Raw genomic sequence first — 24,791 nt, 5'->3', positions numbered from 1 at the left:
CCACGCCGTTGATGCAGCAAAAGCTGACACCGGAAGAGGCGGCTGTGTTTTCTAAGGGTCAAATGGCTCGGGGAAATTTGCGTTTTCCTGAGTTAACTCGTCCCGTTAATATTCTGGTTTTAGGGATTAAGGTTCTCACGTCTGACTTGGAAGATGAATCACAGGAAGATTTGGGATATCACGCCGTTGTAGATTCGTTTAAAGGGTTATCGGATACGATGCTGTTGCTGAGGTTTGACCCGGCGGAAAAGAAGCTGAAAGTTTTGTCTGTTCCCCGTGATACTCGTACCTATGTTGAGGGAATGGGGATGACTAAAATTAATGATGCGAACTATTCTGGCGGCCCTGCTTTGAGTGCAAAAGCAACGAGTGAACTGTTAGGTGGTGTGGGTATTGATCGCTATGTTCGGGTGAATGTTCTCGGTGTTGAAAAACTGATTGATGCTTTGGGAGGTGTAAATGTTTATGTTCCCAAGGAGATGAAATATAGCGATGATAGCCAACATTTATATATCAATTTGGAACAGGGTCAACATCACCTTAATGGCGCTCAAGTGTTGCAATTTTTGAGATTTCGTCACGATAGTTTAGGTGATATTGGGCGGGTTCAGCGACAGCAAATGTTGATGCGAGCTTTCATGGAACAGGCGTTAAATGTGGGGACGATTTCCCGACTTCCGAAGCTTGTTTCGATTATTCAGTCTCATATTGACACGAATTTAAGCTTAGAGGAATTAGTGGCGTTGGTGAATTTTGCTAGTAATGTCAAGCCCGAAGATATTGAGATGTTGATGGTTCCGGGGAAATTTAGCGATCCAGAAGATTATAAAGCCAGTTATTGGCTACCAGACTACAGCCGCTTAGATGCAATTTTGGCTAAACATTTTGATTTTGGCTATGATTCTTGGCGCTTTGAAAATGTTGATAGCCGAGATTTGAGAATTGCGATTCAAGATAGCACAGATGATTGGGCTGCGGTTGATGGTTTTGTGGTGGAACTTAACGAAGACGGATTCTGGAATGTTAAGGTTGCTAAACCCTGGACTCAGCCTTTAGATGTGACTCGAATTGTTGCTCAAGATGGCGATACTCAGAGTGCAGAAGCGATTCAACGGGCTTTAGGATTTGGACAAGTGGTGGTTGAAAGTACGGGATTTTTAGAGTCTGATGTGACGATTCAGTTGGGGCGAGATTGGCTGGAAAAATACGAGAAAAAACAGCAATTAAACCCAAGGGAAACGGAAACGGAAACGGAAACGGAAGCCAACGATGATTTAAAGGAGTTGAGGATTAGAAACTCTAACTAAATTGCTTGATTGGGGTGCATCAGACTCACCAAAAAAAAGAAGAAGCATTTTTGAGTTATTTGGGATGGATATCGAACTTATCCTGACTCAATTCTAGCCCTAAAAAAGATAAAGTTTTTGCCTTTCTTTTTGTTTTTAAGTCCGTTAATATAGCAGTACAAAATTCGGTTAGGACATTTCTACATCCTAGAATCCTTTCATAGTCTGCTGTTGCCTGTTCCCTGTTCCCTGTTCCCGATTCAAGTAGCGCTATATATCAATTCATCTTGATGGAGTCAGAAAACTTCTAAACATCGTATTCCGTCTCTAGTCTCCTCTCTGCTCTAATGTGCATGGATTTACTTATTACCCTAATTTTATCTTTTATCTTGTTAGTTTTTAGTACCCTCAAAGGGTACTTTATTTTTTATTCCTTATTGGCTTCTACACTGCTTTGGATCGCGGTTCTGCTGAGGCGAGGCTTTTTACTTAAAGACTTAATGCAAATGGCTTTTTCAGGTGCAAAGAAGTCTTTTTCTGTTGTCATCATTTTACTTTTAATTGGCGCCGTGACTTCGACTTGGATGACAGCCGGAACTGTACCGAGTTTAGTGTATTATGGCATTCAAATAATTAACCCTAACTATTTTATCCTATTAGCGTTCCTGTTAACAAGTTTAGTTTCTCTCTTAATTGGGACTTCCTTTGGAACCGTGGGAACGATTGGTATTGCTTTAATGATTATGGCGAGTAACAGTGCGGTAAATTCAAATTTAGTGGCGGGAGCGATTCTTTCTGGGGCTTATTTTGGCGATCGCTGTTCTCCGATGTCATCGAGTGCGAATTTAATCGCGAGTCTGACTCAAACTCGACTTTATACTAATATTAAAAATATGCTGAAAACGGGATTAATTCCCTTTATTTTAACGAGTCTTATCTATTTAATATTATCACAATTGTATCCCATCTCAATCACAAATACAATTTTGCACTCAGAACTTCTTCAAACTTTCAATCCCCAGCCGCTTTTATTATTACCTGCGCTAGTCATCTTTATCTTAGCAGTTTTTCAAGTAGAAGTCAAAATTTCCATGATCATTAGTATCGGAATTGCGAGTGTGATTGCTATATTTTATCAACAATACAGTCTTCTGGAATTATTGGATTTTACCTTGAGGGGATTTTATCTGAATGAACCTTCTCCGTTACAATCAATTTTAATTGGAGGCGGAATGATTGCCATGTCAAAAGTCGTTTTAATTGTGATTGTCTCGACAGCTTTAGCCGGAATATTAGCCGAAACTCATATTTTAAACTTCATTGAACTGTTTTTAAACAAAGCAAAATCTCAACGACAGTTATTTTTAGCGACAATGTTCATCGGAACTGTTTCAGCCGCCTATGGTTGTACACAAACCATCGCTATTTTACTCACCCAACAACTCGTTCAAAAAAGATATCAAAGCTTAAAACTCAATAATAATCAATTAGCTGTTGATCTGGAAAATACCGTTGTCGTGATCTCTCCTTTAATTCCTTGGAATATTGCGGGGTTAGTTCCAGTAACGCTATTGATGAGTGATTTTAGCTGTCTTCCCTATGCGTTTTATTTGTATTTAATCCCTCTGTTTAATTTAATCCATAAACCGAGGGACGTAAAGCTTGAGTAGGAAAGAGTTTTTGCAGTTTATTTTGACGTTCTCTCGGAGATTCTTCCGCCCAATTCCAGAGACTTTCATAGAAGAAAAAAGAGACTCCTGCTAATTGGTGTTGACGAGTTTCTTGCACTTGTTTTTCTATTGTATTTATGGGTGTTGGACGATTTTTTAAGCCGCTTAAAATCCCTACTGCAAAGGGAATATGATTTTTGGCGAGTTCTACTTCTGTGCGTTCTAACTCGGTGATAAACCGTTCTAAATCAGGACGATAAACTTGTAAAACAATTTCTTCTATCCAACCCTTTCTTTCCCAAGTAAACCAATCTTGCAAATAAGCAGGTAAAGCAAAATGAAGCGGGTTAGGAGAGAGGGAAATGATACAATCTTGATCAATGGCTTTAACGGTTTCAAAAACCCGTTTTACAAATTGGTTAATTTTATCCGCTCGCCATCTTACCCAATAGGTTTCATAGAAATCCTCAGAGGGTAATTTTCCTTGATGTTCGGCTTGATAAAGACTCACGGTATATTGATCATAACCGAATTCTGAGGGTAAACCAAAATGGTCATCAAATTGAATCCCATCAATATTGTAGTTTGTGACAATTTCCGCTATTAAATTCAGGATAAATTGTTGCACTTCGGGATGAAAAGGGTTCAACCAAACTCGCTCGTCATTTCCCTCTTTTTTAATCAATGTTCCATCCAAACGACGAGTCAGCCAGTCGGGATGTTGTTGGGCTAAATCTGAGTTAGCAGGTGCCATAAATCCAAACTCAAACCAAGGAATAACGCTTAATCCTTTTTGATGTCCTTGGGTGACTAATTCTTGTAAAACATCTCGTCTTTGTAAGCCGGGTGTGGGGTCGAGAGATTGTCCGAAATATTGTTGAGCGACTGCACTGGGATAGAGGGTATAACCGCCTTGCCAAACTGTCGGATAGATGGTGTTAAAATTGAGGGTTTTTAAGCGATTTAAAGCTTCTGTAACTCCCCGTCGAGAAAATAAAACATCGCTATCAATATTGGTGAGCCAAACTCCGCGAATTTCCCTGACTGGGGGAGGAATTGTTAAAGCGGGTTTGAGGGTAAATAGAACGAATAACAAGCTGAAAATAAAGGTGATAAATTTAGGAATGATTCGCGTTTGTTTAAACCCATTGAACATAATTGATATTCGTCGCTAGATGATGCTAGTGTTAACCCATGTTATAACAGCAAATAAAATAATAGCATGACTTTCCCGCGAATTTTTTGAATCAGAGGACGGCGTTTCCATTCTTGATAACTAATGCAGTGACTTTCACGAAAACCATTTGAAAGAAAGTTTTCAACATTTTGACATAAAAAAGGTTGTGCAGTGGAGACATTTAACTCATCATTACTCCAAAAACTACGCGGATCAAAGTTGGCGCTTCCCATACTTACCCAACTGTCATCAATTAACACGGTTTTCCCGTGCATCATACTGGGTTGATATTCATAAATCTCTATTCCTTCCTGGAGTAATTTTTTATAAAGTTCCCGAGCTGAATAATGAACAAAGGGTTTATCTGTTTTTGAACCCATCGTTAAAATTCGCACATCTACCCCTCGATGTTTTGCATCTATGAGAAGTTTTTGGATATTAGAAAAAGGCAAAAAATAAGGGCTAGCAATCCAAATTCGACTTTGAGCCGACATCACTAACATTTGGTAAAGAGCGCGAATAGAAGAATCTCGATAAGACGGATCTTCACCGGAAGTTATTAATACCGTTGGTAGAGAGGTTTGTAATGTTTGATTTGAACTTTGAGTTAAAGGATTTTTACCCAGATCAATTGTTGTTCCTGAGTCGAGCCAATGCTGAATAAAAAGACCATGCAAACGTTCAACAACTGGCCCTTCAAATTGAGCTTCAAAATCAAACCAAGGCGCTCGATCTCCTTGTTCGGGAATACCATCCCAATAGTCAGAAATTCCGGCGCCGCCAATCAAAGCAATTTGATCATCAATTAAGAGTAATTTGCGGTGACTACGTTTGAGATAATCGTAAGGTGAGCGCCAACTAAAGGGATTAAAAAAGCGAACTTCTACCCCACTGAGTTCTAAATTTTTCCAGTATCGTTCAGGAACAGATTTGGCACCATAACTATCAACAACAACTTGTACTGTTACCCCAGAATTTGCTTTTTCAATCAGTGCTGTTGCAAAAGCATCTGCTCGTTCACCTGGAGTCATAATATAGGTTTCAAACAGAATTCGATGTTGGGCGCAACGAATTGCATTTAAACGAGCGGGTTGAATTTCATCAGCTTTTACCCAAAATTTTGTCGCCTCAGCGCTGCTGATAAAAGAATCTGATAAACTCGCAACCGTCGGGGAAAAATCAGGAGCAGTTGGGGAAGGAAAGTTAAAGATTTTGTAGTGAATTCGTCGGCGAAATACACCTTGAACATACAAAACAATCAGGATTACAACTGCGATGCAAACCCCAATCAACAGAATTACACTCAACCAGTTATCAAACGGTAGCATTTAAGGGCATTAATGAGTTGATGGTTGTCAATCAGTAGTCGCTAGAAAGCTAGAAATCTTATAAAACTTAGAGAATATTTTTCTCAAAATCATCACACAACGGATTAAATTCGTCCGAGGGTTATAACCCGAGGGAATGGTAATAGTTTTATTGACTCTATCCTGTGACTATTAATTTTCAATGATATCACTAATCTCATCCATTATCTTTATAATAGCGCCGATTTTACGAGCCGCTTCTCAATGAGTAGAAGCGATTATTTTTCTTGGGGAGTTATCCGATCAGAATCGAGCGAGGTACACCAAGATCTAACCCAAGAGTGATGTAGTGGTTTTCTATATATTAGATAATCAAAGGATGAGCAAGATTTTTGAGGAGTAGAAAAGTACAAAACTTTTCTGAATCGATAGAAGCAAATTTTAAAATCCCGGGCTGTTAGTAGATGATTAATAAAAGGAACGCTTGCTCCGTTTCTAGATTTATTTTGTTTATAACATCCAAAGAAAAGGGCGAATTTTAAGGAATTTTCATCAAATTAAAACCATTTAAAACAATGGGATAAAAAAGAAATGTCACAGGCTAAAGTCGGTAGTAAAGTAAAAGTCCACTACGTTGGCAAACTTGAAAATGGTGATGTATTGAGTTCTTCAACGAATAACGAAACTTTAGAGTTTTGTGTAGGAGAAGGAGAGGTTATCTCTAACTTAGAACAGGCAATTGTGGGTATGACTCCGGGAGAATCGAAAACAATAACTATTCCCGCAAGACAAGCTTATAATTCTTCTGATCGAGAATCAACTCTTGTTGTTGATCGGCAAAGTTTGCCCGCCGATATATCAATTGAAGTCGGTCAACAAGTTTATGTTCGTGTGCCGAATGTTCATGCCTCAATCCCCGCTATAATTATGGAGATTTCGGAATCAAATATAGTCCTGTCTGTTGTTAATTCTTCTTTTGGAGATGATCACCTCATTTTAGATATTCAACTCCTTGAGGTGGATTAATCCTTAAAGAGCGAAAATATTAGCGATTAAGATGTCAAGGGCGAGTTTGATGTTTTTAATAAACATCAAGTTTTAATAGATTACCTGCTATGTAGAGATGTTCCCTGAACGTCTCTATTCTGATGTAATTGATCACTTTTAGAACGATAAGTTTCTTAAGTTTTAGGTCAACAATGAATCCTAAGATTACTTTAAAATAAACTGGGAGGATCAAGAACAGTAACCTGCACTAAAGGGGTAACATTATATCCGGCTTCATTCACATAATTTTGAATTTCACGGGTGAGACGTTCACTAATTTGATCTTTGGAGATTGTTACACCTGTATCTCGTTGTACATACAGGACACAAAGTAATGTATCTTGTGCTTCAATATTTGAGCGTGTAAAGCGAACATTAGCTTCAACAAGTTTCACTAACTGATTATCTTTAACGACTTGTTGAATATCTGCCGTAGCCCGTTGAGCGCGACTGGAACGTTCAAAAGCGGGTGAATTGAGAAATTGCCAATTGAGCAATCCAATTAATGCTAAAGTTGTCACTCCTAAAGTAATCGGAAATACCCATTGTTTGCCGCGATTGTAACGCGCTCCTTTCGGCGATAAACCTCCATAAAAACGAAATAAAAGTGCTGCCGATAAATTAATCCCAACCAGTTGCAATAGGACTAAAAAAACACTGCCGATAAAAATATCCATTCTTCCGAGAGACAGTGCCATGCCTGCTGTTCCTGCTGGGGGAGCAAGGGAGGCAGCCACGAGCATTCCAGTCGCCGCTCCTGATACTAAACTACTGCGTTCTGACTGCATTAAATTAATCGCTCCTGCCGCTCCTGCTGTTATCGGAAGTAAAACGGCTACGGCGGAGATTTGGCTGTTACTCAGCATCAAGCTCGTGGGGATTTCTTGACGGAGAATTAAACTCAAAATTGCTGCTACTAAAACCGTGACAATAATTGCTACAAAATAACGCAATAAACTCCGCCATAGTAATTTTAAATCCCCTCGGGAAGTGGCGATGGCAACATTCATTGCAGGCCCTGCAAAAGGAGCAATTAACATCGCGGCAACCAGCAAATAATTAGTATTCGTAAATAAACCAATCCAAACCACAACTCCGGCGAGTCCTGCATAACCTAAAAATCCTCGCCAGGAACCTACACTTTGTAAGCCTCCGAGGAAGATTTCAATGGGACTGCGTTCTTGTACTTCTTTAATTTGTTCAGCAGCTTCGGAAGCGGGAGGATGGAGAGCAATGATACCATGAGGAATCAAAGTAACCTCTAAATTGGGAATATTATCTAACTGGTTTAGCAGACTTTCAACTTTTTTATTTGAGACGTGAATTAACACTAATTCTTGTGACTCTTGGTCATCAATCACGGCGAACCGAGCTAAGTTAACCCCTTGATGAGCTTCAGCAATACTAAGAACTTTTTTTCCTTGACCGTTTGGTACTTTAACCCATAACTGACGCATTGATCAATCCTTTTATTTACTTTTTTTCTATAGCAATGAGCAGGTTAATGTTTACAACTTCTTTGTGTCTTTGTGTCTTGGTGGTAACATTCAAGGCATGACCCTTGTAAACAAGCCAGCGCGACCTGCTATAACTAAAATATCCGGGATTTTTCCCGGATCTTGGTCAATTAATTGATTTAGGCATTGACAACAACACCGCCATTCGGATGAAGAACTTGTCCCGCCATATATGAGGAATCTTCAGAGGCTAAAAAGACAAAACAGGGAGCAACTTCTTTAGGCTGACCCGGACGTTTCATCGGGACTTGCTTGCCAAAATTACTCACATCATCGCCACCAAAAGCATCAGGAATAAAAGGTGTCCAAATGGGGCCAGGAGCAACACCATTAACCCGAATGCCTTTCTCAATTAAAGGTTGAGCAAGGGAGCGAGTAAAGGCTAAAATCGCCCCTTTTGTGCTAGAATAGCTTAACAAAGAAGCATTCCCCTTATAAGCATTAATTGAAGTGGTGTTGATGATCGTGCTACCCTCTTTTAAGTGAGGCATAGCTGCTTTCGTGAAGTAAAACATTGAGAAAATATTAGTCGCAAAAATACTACCCAGTCGAGCTGAGTCAATCTCCTCAATGCTCGGTTCATAATATTGTTCAGCAGCATTGTTAACGAGAATATCGAGCTTACCGAACTCATCAACGGTTTTTTTAACAGCTTCGTGACAAAAGCTTTCGTTACGAATATCACCTTCGATTAATAAACAACGCCGACCGTGATCTTCAACGGCTTTTTTCGTTTCTTTAGCGTCGTCGGTTTCATTTAAGTAAACAATGGCAACATCAGCGCCTTCTTTTGCATAATACACTGCAACCGAACGGCCAATACCACTATCGCCACCTGTAATTAAAGCAACTTTATCTTGCAGTTTACCACTGCCTTTATAATTCGGATCGTCGTATTCAGGTTTAGGAGTCATTTCTGACTCTAATCCGGGTTTTCTTTCTTGATGTTGTGCGGGAATTTGATCAGGTGTAATTGTCATGGTTAACTCCTAAAATCTTAGAGGGTTAAGTCAGATTACTGTGGCGAAGTCTGAAAAGATTATACAATAGAAAAAGCCGGAAATTAGCACAATATTAGATGTTTTTCCGGCTTGCCGATCCAGATAGCACTCTTGAAATTCGTTGAAATTTGCTGTTTTTTTCCGAGATTTTAGATTATTTTAACAGCATCAAAAACTCCGTCTCGGGTTTTTCAGTTCGAGATTATTTCATTTGAGTTTGCAAGCGTTTCTTCGCTTCTTTAAACTCAGTTGCCATCTGCTCACGTTGACTATCATTCATGTTCTTCCGAATTGCCGCAAACATGGTGCTTTCTTCTTGACGAGTATGATCGCCAACCATATCTTTAACACGCTTTAACAGATGTGGGAAAGCTTCGGCGGTGGGTTCGCTGTTTTTCATTTCATTGAGAACTTTTTCGAGTTCGGCTTGTTCGTCGTAAAGTTCTTGAGTATCGGCTTCACCGTAGAAGGAACGAACACGGGGATAAACAACTTCTTCTTCCGCTTTAGCGTGAGCAGTTAGGTCTTTGTAAAGCTGTCCAAAATACTCCTGAATTTTATTGGGATCTTTGCTCTTTTCAATTTCACGAATCAGTGTTTTTGTCTTTTGATGATCCATGAAAATCAAGGTCAAAATATCCATATCAGAAGCATCAGAAGCTTGAGTTGCTGCACTTCCTAATACACCTGTCATGGCGGCTAATGCGTCTTGAATTTGCGCCCAGAAGCCGTCATCCGGTTCTTGACCCGTGAGTTCACGAGTACCCACATATTCAAGAATTCCTTTTAATTGCTCTTGATGAGCGCGATTTTCAAAGTTTACTGCATTTAAAGGTGCGAGAGCTTCCTGCACATCAGCACCAACAACTTGTGCTGCTTTATGAACGATTAAACCCGACAGAACTTGACCATGCTTGAGCAGTTCATGTTGAGCCATTTTTTCATACAAATTCAACTCCGAACCTTGCATCATTTCTTGTGCGTGGTTCACCATTTTTTGAACTGTTTCTTTCGGTTCAGCAGGATTCCCGTACTGAGTAATTACTGTTTCAATGATGCCCAAGTTTTTCTCGTCATCTTCAATCATATCTTGCAGGCGACTGCGAATATCATTATCGCTGCATTCTTGAAGAAATTGACGCTCATTCGACAAAATTAAATTTTGAATTTCTCGCATACTTGCTAGCTTTTCTGCAAGTGTAGCTCGTTTGGCATCAGTTAATGTGATAGGCATCGTTTTCTCTCTCTCTTACACAGTATTTGTAAAACCTGTCTTCTATAGTTACGCAGCTTGAGAAGAGATTCATCTTCCTTTTGATATAAGTTGGAAAATCTCTGGATGATTAGGTAGTGATTACTGGAATACGAGAATCCAAAAACCAATCTCTTATTTTACCAACCTTTCTATAGAATTGCGATAGGTCTAAGGGTATTACTATCGATTAATGACTTTAATGACAGCAAATAATATTCTTCAGGACGCCCCCTTGCGTCCCTCAAATACTCCGACTTTAAAGAGTTAAAAAATCCGCTAACTCATTAATGATCTTCCGCCGAATCTGGATCAAGTTGCCATCGTTTTTCGTCTCGTTCATCTAGCTTTGATTTAACTTCTAGAGGTTCACCATCGGGTATATCAATTCCCGCCGCATCGGCAATACTTTCTGTATCGTGACCTTCAGGAACTGCATCCTTCGTCTCTGCTACAGGTGTATCTGGAATAACTTTTGTTTGATATTCAGGCTGATTTTGATCGGGAAAATTTGGGGAAGATTCGGTTGCCATTATTAACTCCTTTATATCAACTCATCATTTGCATCTTGAATAAAAATCCCCTGATTTTCTGACTTTAATTCACAGTTAAGGTGAAAGCACAGAAAAACAGGGGTTAAACCACCAACCAGATCAATACTCACTTATTAATTCACTCTTTCTATCAATACTGTTGCTAACCGTTCTTAATATACCGACTGCTGAGCTATTTTACTTCTACCGCCGGATAGATTCATTGACCCTATCTTCAGAGATACAGTTATAGTTGTGAAGCTTGTTGGCTCAATTGAGTTTGATAGTTTTCCTCTATTTCATTCAGGTTTAAGTCAAATTGATCAGCAATTGCCTCTAAAACTTTCCGTTCTTTGGCTGTAATCACACCATCAGCTTGAGCAATTCGATAGCATTGCATCAAGGTAGAAGGAGCAAAATCAGGATGGAGTTGCTGCAATAAACTTTCTAATGACTGATGATTTTTTAGGTGATTTTCGATAGTATCAGCCGTTTGTGAGTTGAAATTTCCCTGCTGTAACAGTTCAGAGACGACATCAGACCAAGATTTTTCCGGGGAACTTGCTAAGACTGTATGAACCAGAATTTGATCCATAATTTCTTCTTGTTTGAACGCTTTTTTGAAATAGTCTTCCTGTTCTTTATAAAACTCAGTCGGCGTTAATTTTGCGCCATCGGGTTGAAGTTTGGTTTCATAAAACCGACAAGCCGCATAACCCAGTGCATACAGCATAACAGCGTTAGAAGAAGCCCCGACAAATGCACCAATACCGGGAATAACTTCGATCACACCAAATCCCACTTTTAAAGCACTAGAACCGCCCAAAGATAAGCCAAAAATTCCTAAGACTTCTCCCCGACGTTCCGGATTATTTAGATCTAAACCATAAGCGGCGGCTATTTCATAAACCATTTCCGCTTGTAGTCGAGTTGTTGTCGCTAAATCAATCGCAAAAAGTGCCGCCGCTAAAGGAGGAATAAAATTTGTAGCTAATCCAATTCCTGCACCTTGTATTGACTTGTCCACCATGATCCGGTGGGCAATTTGATCGGCAGTTTCATGGGGATATTTTTGCCGCAATTTTTTGACTTTTCCTTCGGCTTCTTCAATATTGACTTGACCCAATATTACTTTTACCCAATCTCCGCCAAAGAATTTGGTGATGATTTTGACAACGGGATTTTCAGCGATCGCTGCCATTGTATTTCCCGTTCCTTTAATTGCTTCTTCAAAGAGTTGTTGAACTTGTATAGCGCTCGCTTGCACGACTTGGCTTGCCACACCCAAACTGCTATCAATCACCCCTTGAAAATCTATTAGTGTTTCCGAGATGCAGCTTCCTAAATCTCCATTAGAGGATGTTTCTGGTTTAGATTGAGCAGATGAAGTTTGTTTAGATTCTTCCATTGTTATTCTTCTTGAAAATTTTCTCTAACCTTTTCAGTTAATACTCTCGTCAAATTAAAAAATCGGTGATTTATGATGTTTACCTACATCCATATAATAGCACTATTGAGCAAAATTTTGCTCAATAGTGCTTTTTTGTTCTGTTTTTTAGTTGGGTTAACTCACTGTCACTTGAGAAGTATCGACGCTAGCTGCACCATCGACTTTTTTGGCAACAGAAACCATTTTATTTAAAAGATCTTGACTGGGAACTTTTCCTTTGAGAACGACTGTGCTACCTGTTTGCGCTACCCAGAGTGTTTCAATATCATCAAGTTGATTATCTTGATCAAACGCATAAGCGACTCGTTTTGCCAAGCCACTTTCATCATATTCTCCATTTAAACCTACTCTTTCTGAAGGAATAGAACCACCCCCTGTTGCTGCGGGAGCTTGAGCAACTGATGTTTTTGCTGTTTTTGAGTTTTTGGCTTTCTCTTCTTCCTTTTTACCAAACAGTCTACCTAACCAACTCATATCATTGACTCCAAACTTTGGGAATACTAACGAATAGTCTATCTGAATAATTGAGATCTTGTCCTCTATCGGTTGGCTAAATTTATTCAATTTTTATCTCTCTGAAGATAGATGACTCCAGGGATGCTATTGACCTTGAGAACCCGTTGCTTCAGATTCTGGTGTTCCATTATCTGCTACATCTGATGTATTTGAATAAATCTGTTTTATATCTATAAAAACATCTGAAATTGAATGGGATGGGTGAGTTGTTAATGAGGTTAAATCTTCAGATAAAACCTCTTTTTCGGTCAAAATTGCAAGACAAATAAGGCTAAATGCCGTAGGAATTAGCAACTTAGAAAATTTCATTTTTTTCAAAATCCTGAATCTATTTAGATTAAAAAGTTGCTTGTAAAGCACCCTTTGACTCTACATATCTCTCAGAGACTTTGACTTATGCAAGTCATATTTTTAACAATTTTCTTTATAAAAAGAGTATTGATTTACAAAAAAATATCCCTTGAATATCTCCAAGACTCTTTAACTTATGCAAGTAACATATTTAACCAATTTATTCATAAAATTTTTATTGATCCCCGAAACAAGCTAGGCTTATCTGTCTTGAAAAAAAAAAGGGGCAATCTTGTGAGATTACCCCATTAAATAAATCATGTGGCACACAGAGAAACCGAGTTTCTGAGGTGTATTTGCTCTAAAATTTCTTAGGATTGTAAGTAAACCGTAACATCCTGACTGTCAAAGTTGGATGTGGCAATATCGAGCTTACCGTTATCATCGAGATCTTCAAGGATGAGTCCAACCGGTACTTCTCCAACGGTAAAACTGAGGGGAGCGCTGAATGTAGCATCGCCATTATTGAGCAGAACAGAAATCGAGTTTCCTTGGCGATCGCCATCATCAAAGAACACTGAATTTCGCATCACCAGATCGGAGTCGCCATCTCCATCAATATCACCTGAAGTCATGGTACTTGGAAACTCATTGGTTTCAAAAGTAGTAGCCGGAGCAAAGAAGCCATCGCCAGTATTTCGTAATACAGAAACGGTATCCGAACCAAAGTCAGACGTCGCCAGATCGATGCTTCCATTGCCATCAAAATCATCGGCTACAATATTTACCGGACGATCTCCGACATTGAATGTAATCGGTGAGGAAAATGTGACATTTCCGAAGTTAATCAGCACCGATACTGTATTTTCTGCGTCGTTCGCAGTCGCTAGGTCAACATCCCCATCTCCATCTAAGTCAGCCGCGACCACATCACGCACACCTTCACCTACTGGCAGAGTGAGATTGCTATTATCCGTCCGGTTAAACAGTACGGATAGTCTGTCTCCACTGTACCCAACACCAGTGATAAATTCTTCGGAGTTGATCAACACAACGTCAGTGTTACCATCGCTATCAATATCAGCCGTTTCACTAATAACGGGGCGCGAGCCTGCTTCAAAGGTTGATAGAGTGAATAAGTCGCCGTCACCCTCATTAAAGTAGATCGAAACTTCGTTGGTATCTGGGTTAACAGCAATCAAGTCAATGTTACCATCCCCATCAATATCACCCACATCTAAGGAAGGATCGTCTCCCGCTCCAGACGAGGAGAAATCGGTTGTAAAATCAAGAGGCAGTTCAAATGAACCATCTCCTTCATTGAACAGGATGGAGAAACCGCTATCAAAATCGTCAGTATTGGCAACAATTAATTCATCGGCACCATCATTATCGAGATCAGCATTAACCATATTTCCAGGGACACTATTGGCAGGATAGTCGGTTCGGGTAAAGCGAGTATTACTAAAGATCTGCTCAACTCCGTCAGCTTCATAAAAATCAAAACCGAAGTCGTCGAAGGTTCCATCTTCTAAACTGATGAAATCATACTCGCTACCCAAACCATTGAAACCGGAAGCAAAGCCGTTTTCAAAGTAGAACGGTGTGAAGACTTCGCCAGTGCTATCTTGATCGACGTAGGTATCTACATAAACCCAATTTAAGATGGCATCATCGGGAACTTCGCCGCTATTATCAAACACGAAGTACAAACCGTTAGCATCCGTTTCGTTGGTTAGAAAGAAGTCATCGTACAAGGTGTTGAGGTTAAAGGTGCCGGGTTCTGCGTAGGTATAACCGAAGTAGTAATCGTTATCAAAGCTTTCACCATCATAGAGGTAAGCAAAGTCATAACGAACTAAACCGGGTTCTTCTGGAAGTTCTGTTGTCGGCTCAAGTTCTAAAATGGCTTCACCCAAAGCCAACACATCAACTCGTTTGTATTCTTCTTCGGTATTGACAACGTTATCATCTTCGTCATCACCATCAAAGATCGTCTCACCTGTATCTTGAATTAACGTGCGGAATTCATCAAAAGTTAAACGGCGTCCGAGTGTTTCCACCGCCAGTTGTTGAGCCAGAACCGCAATTCCTGAAATATGAGCCGCCGCTTGACTGGTATCTCCCTCAGTGGTGATTCCGCCATCTGCATCGGCTCCGATGCTAAATGGCCCGGGTGCAAAGATATCAGTTAAAATGGGGTCACGTTGAGAGAAACTGGCAATGCGATCGGCGTCGGCGGTAAAGTCGATAGCACCACTATCCCAGAATGTAATATCATCAGTTTCACGATCCCAGACTGCACCAACGGACAGAGAGTTGATATCGGCTGAGGGATAGGCTACACCCGGTACACTGGCCGAGCCAAAGAAATTATTACCCGATGCGGAAACAACGATAACATCTTGGGCAACGATTTCTTCTAGGAGTTGAGAGATTCCTGAAAAATCTTCTGCAAATTCTTCGACGATACTCGGTGACGTCGGATCGTCAAGGGCTTCGAGGAGATCGGGTGTTATGGCTTCTGAAAAGTTGAAACCACCCAATGACATATTCACGCTGGCAATATTAAACTCGTCGGTATTCTCAACCACCCAGGATAACGCTTGTTCGAGAGCCGCAGGACTTGCCCCTCCTCCACCATCGGGGAACACTTTCAAGTGAATAATATTCGCTCCCGGAGCGATGCCGGGATAGAGGTTATCTTCGGAGGCGATAATACTGGAAACATGGGAACCGTGACCATTGCTATCGACTCCTCGTTTATCTCCATCGGTATCAAAGAAGTCTTGATGGTAAACAATGCGATCGGCGACGCCATCTCCATTATTGTCTGGGCCGAAGAAGGGGTGATCTAAATCGATACCCGTGTCAATAATTACAACCGAGAAGTTACTGCCATCAATTCCTTCAAAACGGGGGTCGGTTCGGAAGCTTTCTAAGTTCGGATCGGCTGGTGATGGTTCTAGATTAATTAATTGACTAGATTCGCTGCTTTGGATCTCAAATAATCCCTCATTTGAACCCGTTAGATCAATACCCGGAATACGAGAGGTAAAGGCAACGTTGAGATCGTAATCGGTTGTTTCACCATCAAAGGATTTGACCTGAATAAAATAGGTTCCGGCTTCGATTGGTCGAGTAATTGACTCTGAAGTAATTCCGATCACTTCGGAACTGTCAATAATGGTTTGGTTGCTATCTAATAGGAATAGATCCGCATCGCTACTTAAACCGTTTAGGTCTATGGAAATATTACCTGCTGCTCCTAATGTGAAAGTATAAATGTCATCTTCGTCATCACCACTGACTTGCTCGCTGTACATTAAGCCATTGGAACTAACGGCTATCTCTAAAGCGTCTTGGCTGGTATTACCCGGATCTTCGGTAACTTCTCGTTCTTCAATTTCCGTCTGGGGAGGGATTTCATTGTCATCATCGTTGATGATCTGAACTTCTTCGGGAGGGGGAAGTTCAATAGCTGGCGTTGTATCGTCTGGGATATCTGCGAATGTGAAACTAACTGTGGTTTGAGAAACTAGACCAAACTCATCTTCTGCTTCGAGTTTGAGTGTGTAAGTTTGGTTCTCTACTAGGGTTTGTCCTAAGAAGGCTTCGATTTGCAAGGGGTTAAATTCAAAGCCTCCATCGGCTTCTAATTGATTGGTGACATCCAATAAATTATTATCAGATCCGGCTCGTAAAGCGACAATTTCATTATCATCGCTAACGGTTCCGATAATGGTTGCATCGGTGGTTATGCGATCGCTATTACTATCGCCTGTATCGTTGGCTAATTGGGCTGTAATTGTTGGGGGTGTGGGATCTAGAGTAAAGGTTACTTCTGCTAATTCTCGAGATCGCAATTCGGAGGTATCAACCGCTCGTAAAAACACAGTATAGCTGTCATCTACGAAGGAAGTATTCAATGCGGCTTCTAACTGGTTTTGAGTTAGGGTAAATGAACCATCCGCAGCAATGTTGGTTTGAATGGGAACGAATGCTTCACCAATACTCACTTCAATTTCTGCAATGCCAAAATTATCGGTGGCGGTTCCCGTTATCGTTGGATCAGAAGTAATGCCATCACTATCATTTGTTCCGGTATCATTGGCTAATTCGGCGGTAATTGTAGGTTCTAGAAAATCCGTTCCAGGAGGCACTAATTCCCCAGGAGTAACATTATTATCATCGGGAGCAATTGTAAACGTTATTTCTGCGACTTCTAGCGATCGCAATCCTGAACTATCTACGGTTCGTAATTGTACGGTATAGATACCATCTGTGAAGGAAATATCTAATGCTTCTTCTAACTGGTTTTGAGTCAGGGTAAATGAACCATCGTCGGCAATATCTGCCTCTATTGAAACAAATTCTTCACCAAGACTGATTTCTAATCCGGCAATTTCAACGTCATTGGTAACGGTTCCTGTTAGAGTCGGATCGGATGTAATATTATCATTATTATCGAGTCCGGTATCATTGGCTAGAGATAGAGTAATGGGTTCTTCGGTATCTGTATTGCTTGGATTTGGCAGAAAAATATCTGGTGTTAAAGTCTCAGGATTTACCCCTTGCAATAACGCCAATATTTCCCCAGAGTTAATATCTATAATTGCTGTATCTCCTGCGGGTGTTCCTTCCAGACTGAGGTCTTCAAAGGTCAAACCATCCTTTAATTCAATCTGGTCTTCCGCGACATTAAAATCAAAAATTAGGTCGGTTGCCGTGATGTTAAAGTTACCCGATCCAATTTCCAGGACAAAAAGATCTTCACCTTCACCGCCGATGAGAATATCTGTTCCTTTGTTCCCATAAATTGTATCATTTCCAGCATCCCCAAAGATGATGTCATCTCCCTGACCTCCGAACAGCAGATCGGCTTCTGAACCGCCATGAATCAGGTCATTTCCTTGATGTCCGTAGATGGTGTCAGCACCCGAATTTCCAAAGAGTTGATCGGCTTCTTCAGCCCCAAAAATAAAGTCATTGCCTTCTAGTCCGAGAATTTGATCGGAACTGGAAGTTCCCACTAAAATACCCGTGTTTTGCGTGTCAAAAAATGCTGTATCTTGAAGAAAAACCATGTTGTTTACCCCTAAAAAAGCTTGAAGGTTAATAAGATGAAAGGTGAATTTATTCCTGGTTAGAAGTGAAGGAAATCAGCTTAAATTGAATGTGAATACGTTCCAGTTCAAGCTGACCAATTTCCTGGATAATTGCCAAAATTTCATGGCTGGTTTTCTCTCGTTCTAAGTCGAGACAACAGCAAGAATATCGTTCATTCTGGAAAGTCATTGCATCGAGTTCTTGACAGAGTTGAATATACCGAGAACAAGCCGTCGCCAGTTCAGATTCAATTGCATCTAAGCGAACCTGAGTTAAAATTCGCTCGGAGTTTGATGTCGAATTTGAGTGCAATTTTGGTGATTTTAAGTTGTAGAAATTCTCCCAATATTGAGTTTTAGCTTTCCCCACAGAAAATAATCTGGGGTTGTGTTGTTGGGGGGTTGAGTAGATGTCAAGTGCAGATGTCCTCATCCGTCAGAACTCCTTTATCGAATAAACGAGAGTCAATGCAGCCTGAACCCCTGATGGAGAAGGTTCAAAACGGGTCATGGCTCGGAACGTTGTAGGCGTTCGTCTTCTCTATCGGTTCGGCTTCGGTATTTTTACGGATGAGGAGGAATATTTTTAGAAGTTTAGGCTGAAAAGACTTCAGGGCTGGAGTTTCGAGGATCGTGAGGACATCTCATATCAAATTATGTTAATCTGTGACTGACTTGACGTAAAATCAGCCTTTCATTTTTGATAGAGAAGTCAAAGGCCGTAATGGTGGCGGTCAACCTCAAAGGAGTAACACGAATTGTGGACTCAGGAGATCAGTATCTACAACAGGACGAATACCTCAAACAGTTGGCTTTGACAGCCCAACAACACCCTCGTCTCAGTCGTTCTCGACGCCTTGCGCTGACTCGACTCACTCAGGAACTTTTAAACTCGGGTCGGTTGTGTCATCCTCATCCCAGTCAATTTGTCGATCACTATCCAGAAATTTATGAGATTGCGGTTCAAAATCTTATGCTTTATATTTGCACTAATATTGATAAGTATAAGTCCGATAAGGCTCCGGTCATGCGATGGGTTAATTTCCTTTTAGAAAGACGATTTTTTACCGAGGCAGTTCGTGAAGTCATGGGTAGAAAAAATCAGGAAATTCAGGGTTCAGATTCTGTAGATACTTGCAGTTTAACATCAGGTGAAAATTCTCCGAGTTTATCAGATTTAGTTCGACAGTCAATAGAGGAAGATGTCAATGGTATTTTTGCCAGCAAACATATTCGGGGTTATCCTCAAGCCAATTTTCAGGAGATATTCAGGCGTCGGATTATCGAAGAGGAAAGTTGGGAAAATATTTCTACTGATTTTGGGATAAAAATTTCAACGCTATCGGATTTTTATCAACGATGTATCAAGCAGTTCTCGGTTGAAATTAAAAACCAAATTCAAGGTTAATAATATTCTGATTGAAACAGCAAAACTAAAAAGCTATGAACTCATTGATGACTATGCCCATAACAAACAAAGACCGAAAGATTGCTGAGAGTTTTTCTGGGAAACAATCTCAATCCCAAAAGCGAGAGCAAGTTTACTGCAATAGTTTGGCGGTTTTAGCTGTTAATCATTATTGTCAGTGGATGGAAATTTTGACTGATTTAAAAGGAAGTGATAGCTGGAATCCGATCACACAAACTTTAGGCAATGTGGCTGATTTATCCCTGGCTAACTTAGGAAAAATTGAATGTCGTCCTGTCAAGTTTGATGCTTCGGTTGTGGAGGTTCCGGCTGAAGTTTGGCACGAGAGAATCGGTTATCTGGCTATTCAGTTTGATGAAGGTTTTACCCAAGCTAAATTTATCGGATTTCTTGAACAAGTTGATCGGGAAAATATTCCTTTGGATCAATGGCGATCGCTTGAGGATTTTTTAGATGTGATTGAACGATTAGAAACGGTTCAGTCTTATAATTTTCATGTTAATCTTGGGAATTGGTTACAGGGAATTTTTGAGAAAACTTGGGAAGCAATTGAAACAATTACCCAACCTTCTCATCTAGAATTAGGATGGAATGTTCGTCAACATCATCGAACTCCTTCTCAGACTTCAGACTCTCATAAATCTGCGATAGAACGAGTGAAAATAGTCTCTCTCGAACCACCGGGAACAGAGATGGCTTTGTTGGTGGGACTGACTCCTACAACCCCCTCAGAATTGAATATTTCAGTCGAACTCTATCCCACTCAAGTTTATAGTCATCTTCCCGAACAACTACAATTGATAATACTCGATAATAGCGGAAAATCAATTATGCAAGCCGAAGCGGGAGGAAGTGAAAGACTATTATTTAAGTTTAGTGGAGAGTTAGGAGAACAGTTTAGTATTAAAATATCATGGGGAGACATTAGCATCACAGAAGCTTTTGTGATATAGTAATCTAAAAAATTTCGGGGGTGTTTGTTGATGAGTAAATCCGTTGTCCTGAAATTTGAAGGAGATTTTGAAACCAAAGGCTTCCGAGTCACGCTAGAAGTTCGTTCGCCTGAAGGGAAAACCCTGTTAGAAAAACAAGGGGATTTACCCGAAAATCCGGCTTTGGCTCAACATTTAAGATATCACTGGCAAGAAAAATATCGCAGTTTAGCCGCGCCTTACAGAATAAAACCGCAGGCGATTATTCGTCAAGGTTCAATTCCCGAACGGATTAAAGACTGTCAAACTTCCGCTCAAACGTTAAGCATTCACATTAGCGAATGGTTAGAGGCTGATAGCTTCCGTCTGATTGATAAACGACTGCGAGAAGAACTAAATAAAGAGGAAGAAATTCGGGTTTTAATCCGCACTGATAATGCTGATATCCACAAGTTACCCCTACACCTGTGGGATTTTTTTGAAAGTTATAAAAAAGCAGAAATAGCCTTAAGTCCGGTTGAAATTGAAGCGGTTAAAGACAGTAAAAAGAATCCGATTCACTCCCGAGTGAGAATTCTTGTAATTCTGGGTCATAGTGAAGGAATTGATATTGAAAAAGACCTGAAAATTATTCAAAGTTTACCCAATTGTGATTCGGTTGTCTTGGTTGAACCGGAACACAAGGAAATTAATGATAAACTTTGGGAACAACCTTGGGATATTATCTTTTTTGCCGGACATAGTGAAACGGAAGGGGAAACCGGACGAATTTATATTAATCCTCAAGACAGTTTAACGATAGAACAATTGTGGTTCGGTTTAAGAAAATCTGTTGAAAAAGGGTTAAAACTGGCAATTTTTAATTCTTGTGATGGGTTAGGACTTGCGAGAAAACTTGATGATCTGAATATTCCTCAAATGATCGTTATGCGGGAGTTAGTTCCCGATCGCGTTGCTCAAGAATTTCTCAAACATTTTCTCACAAATTTTGCCCAAGGACAACCATTTTATCTAGCAGTACGCGAAGCAAGAGAACGATTACACGATGATTTTGAGCGTGAATTTCCCTGTGCGAGTTGGCTTCCCGTGATTTGTCAAAATCCAGCTTATAGTCCTCCCAGTTGGGAAGATTTAGCCGGAAATAAAGCCAATTTTTTTGGTTTTAACACCCAGAAAAAACCCGGTTTATCTCAGAAAAAATCTAGATTTTGGCGATGGAAATTACCAAATATTTTCTTATCTGCAATCACCATAACAGGTATGATTTGGGGAGTGCGATCGCTAGGCGGATTACAAGCTTGGGAACTCAAAGCCTATGATCATCTCATGCAAATGCAGCCCGATGAAGGTTTAGATGAACGATTATTACTGGTTACGATTACAGAAAATGATGTGCAGTCACAGCCTCCAGAAGAACGAAAAGGATATTCCCTTTCAGAGCGATCGCTAGCTTTATTAGTCGAAAAGTTAGAACAATATCAACCTCGAGTGATTGGTTTGCATCTATTTCGAGAAACCGCCGTTGATCCGCAATATAAAATTCTCAGCGATCGTCTCAAAAATAGTGATCGCTTTTTTGTGATTTGTCGATATGGTGATCTGGAAACGCCTGGTGTTTCTCCGCCCCCAGAAGTGCCTTTACAACGTCAAGGATTTAGTAATATTTTGGTTGATGCAGATGGGATTATTCGTCGCAATTTATTATCAGTGGGAGCCGCATCTAGTTGTCAAACTCGCTTTTCTTTGAGTTGGAAACTAGCCGAACGTTATTTAGTGGATGATCAAATATTTTCTGAAACAACATCAGAAGGAAAGTTAAAGCTAGGAAAGATGATCTTCAATATTTTAGAACAGGGAAGCGGTGCTTATCAGGCTGGTTTAGACTGGCGTGGACATCAAATCATGCTAAACTATCGTAGAACTCAACAAATTGCTCGACAAGTCACACTATCTGAAGTTTTAGCCGATCAAGTTAAACCGGAATGGGTACGCGATCGGATTATTATTGTCGGAATAACGGCATCAAGTTTTAATGATCATCATTGGTTAACACCCTACAGTTACCATTATCAACCCCTTCAAAAAACGACAGGAATTGAAATTCAGGCGCAGATGGTGAGTCAAATTTTGAGTAGCGTTTTAGATGATCAACCGCTCATTTGGTGGTTTCCAGACTGGGGAGAAGCGATTTTTATTTTGAGTTGGTCAATCATTGGCGGTATGATCGTTATAAATGTGCGATCGCCTCAAGTTTTCATCATCACAACAGGAACGATTTTAATCGCATTGTACGTCAGTTGTTGGGGGGTATTTTTACAAGGAGGTTGGATACCTTTCGTTCCCTCTGCATTAGCCTTAGTCGCGACAGGAAGCACTGTCTATTTGAAAACAAATGCTAACTATTCTAGCAAAATATCTCCAGAACAATCTAAAATTCGTCAACTGCAACAAGGCGATCACTGTCAGCTTTGAGAAGATTTTCCTAGCATTGTAAACACCTGCCGTGACAGGTGTCTACATGGGATTTCAAGCTCTCGTGAATGGAAAAATTAGGACTTGTAAACCAATCGTCCTTCTACATAGCTGTTCATGTTTTGATGAGAGCAGAAATATTCTTCTAGAACATCTTGAGATGAGGTAGAAATTACCTTAGCTTCACCTAATTGACTGAGTTCTTCCATCGTCATATTCAGACTTTGAACAGAATTCTTGTAATGATATTCCTGGAGACAAAGCGTATATTGGCCATCGTCTTTGACGGGTTCACCTTTAACACTCAAAGATTCAAGCTGTTTATTGGTATCATTATAAACGGCTTGAACAGCTTTGTTAACCTGGAAACAATTACTTTCACCGGGAACTCGATTTTCCGGCTTCATAAAATGAGAAAAGATCATCTTCAGTTGCGCCCCAGTTAATTTCACTCGGAAGAGAGGGCCGTCATAAGGATAAACTTTTTTCAGGTCACTTAATGTTACTAAAGGCCCTAATTCAGTGCCACGAATTGAGCCACTTCCCACAAACACTACATCTGATAAGGGATCTTGTTCGGCAATAATATCAGTCAATAAATTCCCTAATTCGGTTTCTTCTTCCCGTTTCGGATGCAGAAGTTGACGGGCGATACGGCAAATCAGTCGGTTATATTTGCGATCTACTGCTTCTTTGAAAGTCGCAATAAAGTTTTCCAAATTAACATCAGGTTCAGCTAGATTACTATCGACAGGAATCAACTGCCATGTCCATTCTACAATGCTATTGGTATCATCATCGACTACAATATCAAAACGTCCAATTTGATCGCTACCGACTCCGGCTTGCGTAATCAAAATATCATTAACTTTTGCAGGTTGATCGAGAATTGTATGAGAGTGTCCGCCAATAATCATATCAACACCCCAAAGCGGATCGAGCATCGCAGCAAGTTTTTTGTCTTCTTCAAAACCAATATGGGTTAGAAGAACTGTCAGATCAATATCCTCGTTTTTGTAGGCGTTGCAAATTTTTCCAACTTCAGCAGCAGCATCTTCTAAATTCACAAAAGTGCCAATACTGGTATCTAGCTTTAATGACTTGAGAACTTCTTCTGTGACAATACCGATGAACATAATATCAAATCCATCAACATTCAGGATGATATAGGGGTTCATCAAGCGTTTATTGTATTTTTTAATATACAAGTTGGCATTGACAATCGGAAAGTTCGCCATCTTTTCGAGGAACAATAAATGAGGAAAACCATAGTCTAATTCATGGTTCCCCAAAGTGACGACATCCGGCGCTAAATAATTCATAATTTCTATGGTTGAAAGGCCTTTATATTCGGCATCAATCATAGAACCCTGAAGCATATCCCCAGAAATAACAAACAGGACATTTTTCTCTTCCTGGCGAACTTTATTGATATATCCAGAAAGCAGCGATAAACCTCCTATCACATGACCTTCTCCTGTTTTTGATTCGGCTAAAAAATCTCCGTGCATATCATTGGAATGCAAAATCGTAAACTTTTTAAACCGTTCTGTCGTCGTCGTCATAACTTGATTCCTCTAATCGTTAACTTGATGCGTCTGATAATATCCCCAAAAATTCGGAGAATTGAACACAATCTGATGCGTCTTGTGTTTTTATTCTGAACAATAAATTCAGCACCTTTCATTTATACACAAAAAGTATATCTACCTCACATACATAAAGTTAACGTTTTTGTTATGAACTTTACCGCTTAAATTAACAAACTGCATAAGATGTGTATTTTGTCGATATATATAATAT

At 40.1% G+C, this 24,791-nt stretch carries 18 protein-coding genes; 6 read left to right on the top strand and 12 right to left on the bottom strand.

Going from position 1 to position 24,791, the window contains the following annotated elements; all coding sequences use genetic code 11:
• Together WN50_RS08195 and WN50_RS08190 are read left to right on the top strand one after the other, a co-directional pair.
• Positions 1 to 1,307, top strand: a 1,307-nt coding sequence (locus WN50_RS08195) for an LCP family protein (protein WP_049558715.1), incomplete at its 5' end; no start/stop codon positions are given.
• Positions 1,308 to 1,639: 332 nt separating this feature from the next.
• A complete protein-coding gene (locus WN50_RS08190; protein ID WP_049558710.1) occupies positions 1,640 to 2,956 on the top strand; it encodes a Na+/H+ antiporter NhaC family protein in 1,317 nt (438 codons plus the stop codon).
• Here WN50_RS08190 and WN50_RS08185 read toward each other — a convergent pair.
• Together WN50_RS08185 and WN50_RS08180 are read right to left on the bottom strand one after the other, a co-directional pair.
• On the bottom strand, positions 2,916 to 4,112 hold the full coding sequence (locus tag WN50_RS08185) for a glycoside hydrolase family 10-like protein (protein ID WP_046276486.1): 1,197 nt from the start codon (positions 4,110 to 4,112) through the stop codon (positions 2,916 to 2,918). The genes WN50_RS08190 and WN50_RS08185 overlap by 41 nt on opposite strands.
• A 41-nt stretch (positions 4,113 to 4,153) precedes the next feature.
• The gene (locus tag WN50_RS08180; protein WP_046276487.1) at positions 4,154 to 5,461 is read right to left on the bottom strand and encodes a phospholipase D-like domain-containing protein; all 1,308 of its coding nucleotides are present in this window, start codon (positions 5,459 to 5,461) and stop codon (positions 4,154 to 4,156) included.
• A 570-nt stretch (positions 5,462 to 6,031) separates the two neighbouring features.
• Between WN50_RS08180 and WN50_RS08175 the strand changes: the two genes are divergently transcribed.
• Complete coding sequence (locus WN50_RS08175; protein WP_046276488.1) at positions 6,032 to 6,466, top strand: FKBP-type peptidyl-prolyl cis-trans isomerase; 435 nt, start codon at positions 6,032 to 6,034, stop codon at positions 6,464 to 6,466.
• 191 nt (positions 6,467 to 6,657) lie between these two features.
• Here WN50_RS08175 and WN50_RS08170 read toward each other — a convergent pair whose 3' ends face one another.
• The 9 genes from WN50_RS08170 to WN50_RS08125 form a co-directional block, all read right to left on the bottom strand.
• Positions 6,658 to 7,944 (bottom strand): DUF389 domain-containing protein, encoded by a 1,287-nt coding sequence (locus tag WN50_RS08170; protein WP_046278012.1) that lies wholly within the window; start codon positions 7,942 to 7,944, stop codon positions 6,658 to 6,660.
• 179 nt (positions 7,945 to 8,123) lie between these two features.
• Positions 8,124 to 8,984, bottom strand: coding sequence for an SDR family oxidoreductase (locus WN50_RS08165; RefSeq protein WP_046278013.1), 861 nt, complete (start codon positions 8,982 to 8,984; stop codon positions 8,124 to 8,126).
• 223 nt (positions 8,985 to 9,207) lie between these two features.
• A complete protein-coding gene (locus tag WN50_RS08160; RefSeq protein ID WP_046278014.1) occupies positions 9,208 to 10,239 on the bottom strand; it encodes a hemerythrin domain-containing protein in 1,032 nt (343 codons plus the stop codon).
• A 305-nt stretch (positions 10,240 to 10,544) separates the two neighbouring features.
• Positions 10,545 to 10,790: a DUF6335 family protein gene (locus WN50_RS08155; protein WP_046278015.1), complete on the bottom strand. Its 246-nt coding sequence runs from the start codon at positions 10,788 to 10,790 to the stop codon at positions 10,545 to 10,547.
• 247 nt (positions 10,791 to 11,037) lie between these two features.
• Complete coding sequence (locus WN50_RS08150; RefSeq protein ID WP_049558706.1) at positions 11,038 to 12,198, bottom strand: EcsC family protein; 1,161 nt, start codon at positions 12,196 to 12,198, stop codon at positions 11,038 to 11,040.
• 156 nt (positions 12,199 to 12,354) lie between these two features.
• The gene (locus WN50_RS08145; protein WP_046278016.1) at positions 12,355 to 12,714 is read right to left on the bottom strand and encodes a BON domain-containing protein; all 360 of its coding nucleotides are present in this window, start codon (positions 12,712 to 12,714) and stop codon (positions 12,355 to 12,357) included.
• 126 nt (positions 12,715 to 12,840) lie between these two features.
• A complete protein-coding gene (locus WN50_RS08140; RefSeq protein ID WP_046278017.1) occupies positions 12,841 to 13,065 on the bottom strand; it encodes a hypothetical protein in 225 nt (74 codons plus the stop codon).
• A 353-nt stretch (positions 13,066 to 13,418) separates the two neighbouring features.
• Positions 13,419 to 18,134, bottom strand: a complete 4,716-nt coding sequence (locus WN50_RS08130) for a S8 family serine peptidase (RefSeq protein WP_049558703.1) — start codon at positions 18,132 to 18,134, stop codon at positions 13,419 to 13,421.
• 49 nt (positions 18,135 to 18,183) lie between these two features.
• The gene (locus WN50_RS08125; protein ID WP_046278019.1) at positions 18,184 to 18,588 is read right to left on the bottom strand and encodes a hypothetical protein; all 405 of its coding nucleotides are present in this window, start codon (positions 18,586 to 18,588) and stop codon (positions 18,184 to 18,186) included.
• A gap of 327 nt (positions 18,589 to 18,915) precedes the next feature.
• On the opposite strand from WN50_RS08125, the gene WN50_RS08120 reads away from it, so the two are divergent.
• From WN50_RS08120 to WN50_RS08110, 3 genes are read left to right on the top strand one after another with little or no spacing between them, the layout of a single operon-like run.
• Positions 18,916 to 19,563 (top strand): hypothetical protein, encoded by a 648-nt coding sequence (locus tag WN50_RS08120; RefSeq protein ID WP_046278024.1) that lies wholly within the window; start codon positions 18,916 to 18,918, stop codon positions 19,561 to 19,563.
• A gap of 47 nt (positions 19,564 to 19,610) precedes the next feature.
• The gene (locus WN50_RS08115) at positions 19,611 to 20,537 is read left to right on the top strand and encodes a DUF1822 family protein (protein WP_235440875.1); all 927 of its coding nucleotides are present in this window, start codon (positions 19,611 to 19,613) and stop codon (positions 20,535 to 20,537) included.
• Between the two features lie 30 nt (positions 20,538 to 20,567).
• Complete coding sequence (locus WN50_RS08110; protein WP_082172373.1) at positions 20,568 to 22,988, top strand: CHASE2 domain-containing protein; 2,421 nt, start codon at positions 20,568 to 20,570, stop codon at positions 22,986 to 22,988.
• Between the two features lie 77 nt (positions 22,989 to 23,065).
• Here WN50_RS08110 and WN50_RS08105 read toward each other — a convergent pair whose 3' ends face one another.
• Complete coding sequence (locus tag WN50_RS08105; RefSeq protein WP_046278021.1) at positions 23,066 to 24,553, bottom strand: bifunctional metallophosphatase/5'-nucleotidase; 1,488 nt, start codon at positions 24,551 to 24,553, stop codon at positions 23,066 to 23,068.
• Positions 24,554 to 24,791: the final 238 nt, after the last annotated feature.

It is taken from the genome of Limnoraphis robusta CS-951 (genome assembly GCF_000972705.2).
The sequence above is the reverse complement of the archived record's forward strand: the minus strand, read 5'-3'. Positions and strand labels throughout refer to the sequence as shown.

Bases quoted from the DNA above. Each gene is read 5' to 3' on its own strand.
- WN50_RS08190 (WP_049558710.1), top strand. From the start codon at position 1,640: ATGGATTTACTTATTACCCTAATTTTATCTTTTATCTTGTTAGTTTTT.
- WN50_RS08185 (WP_046276486.1), bottom strand. From the start codon at position 4,112: ATGTTCAATGGGTTTAAACAAACGCGAATCATTCCTAAATTTATCACC.
- WN50_RS08180 (WP_046276487.1), bottom strand. From the start codon at position 5,461: ATGCTACCGTTTGATAACTGGTTGAGTGTAATTCTGTTGATTGGGGTT.
- WN50_RS08175 (WP_046276488.1), top strand. From the start codon at position 6,032: ATGTCACAGGCTAAAGTCGGTAGTAAAGTAAAAGTCCACTACGTTGGC.
- WN50_RS08170 (WP_046278012.1), bottom strand. From the start codon at position 7,944: ATGCGTCAGTTATGGGTTAAAGTACCAAACGGTCAAGGAAAAAAAGTT.
- WN50_RS08165 (WP_046278013.1), bottom strand. From the start codon at position 8,984: ATGACAATTACACCTGATCAAATTCCCGCACAACATCAAGAAAGAAAA.
- WN50_RS08160 (WP_046278014.1), bottom strand. From the start codon at position 10,239: ATGCCTATCACATTAACTGATGCCAAACGAGCTACACTTGCAGAAAAG.
- WN50_RS08155 (WP_046278015.1), bottom strand. From the start codon at position 10,790: ATGGCAACCGAATCTTCCCCAAATTTTCCCGATCAAAATCAGCCTGAA.
- WN50_RS08150 (WP_049558706.1), bottom strand. From the start codon at position 12,198: ATGGAAGAATCTAAACAAACTTCATCTGCTCAATCTAAACCAGAAACA.
- WN50_RS08145 (WP_046278016.1), bottom strand. From the start codon at position 12,714: ATGAGTTGGTTAGGTAGACTGTTTGGTAAAAAGGAAGAAGAGAAAGCC.
- WN50_RS08140 (WP_046278017.1), bottom strand. From the start codon at position 13,065: ATGAAATTTTCTAAGTTGCTAATTCCTACGGCATTTAGCCTTATTTGT.
- WN50_RS08130 (WP_049558703.1), bottom strand. From the start codon at position 18,134: ATGGTTTTTCTTCAAGATACAGCATTTTTTGACACGCAAAACACGGGT.
- WN50_RS08125 (WP_046278019.1), bottom strand. From the start codon at position 18,588: ATGAGGACATCTGCACTTGACATCTACTCAACCCCCCAACAACACAAC.
- WN50_RS08115 (WP_235440875.1), top strand. From the start codon at position 19,611: ATGACTATGCCCATAACAAACAAAGACCGAAAGATTGCTGAGAGTTTT.
- WN50_RS08110 (WP_082172373.1), top strand. From the start codon at position 20,568: ATGAGTAAATCCGTTGTCCTGAAATTTGAAGGAGATTTTGAAACCAAA.
- WN50_RS08105 (WP_046278021.1), bottom strand. From the start codon at position 24,553: ATGACGACGACGACAGAACGGTTTAAAAAGTTTACGATTTTGCATTCC.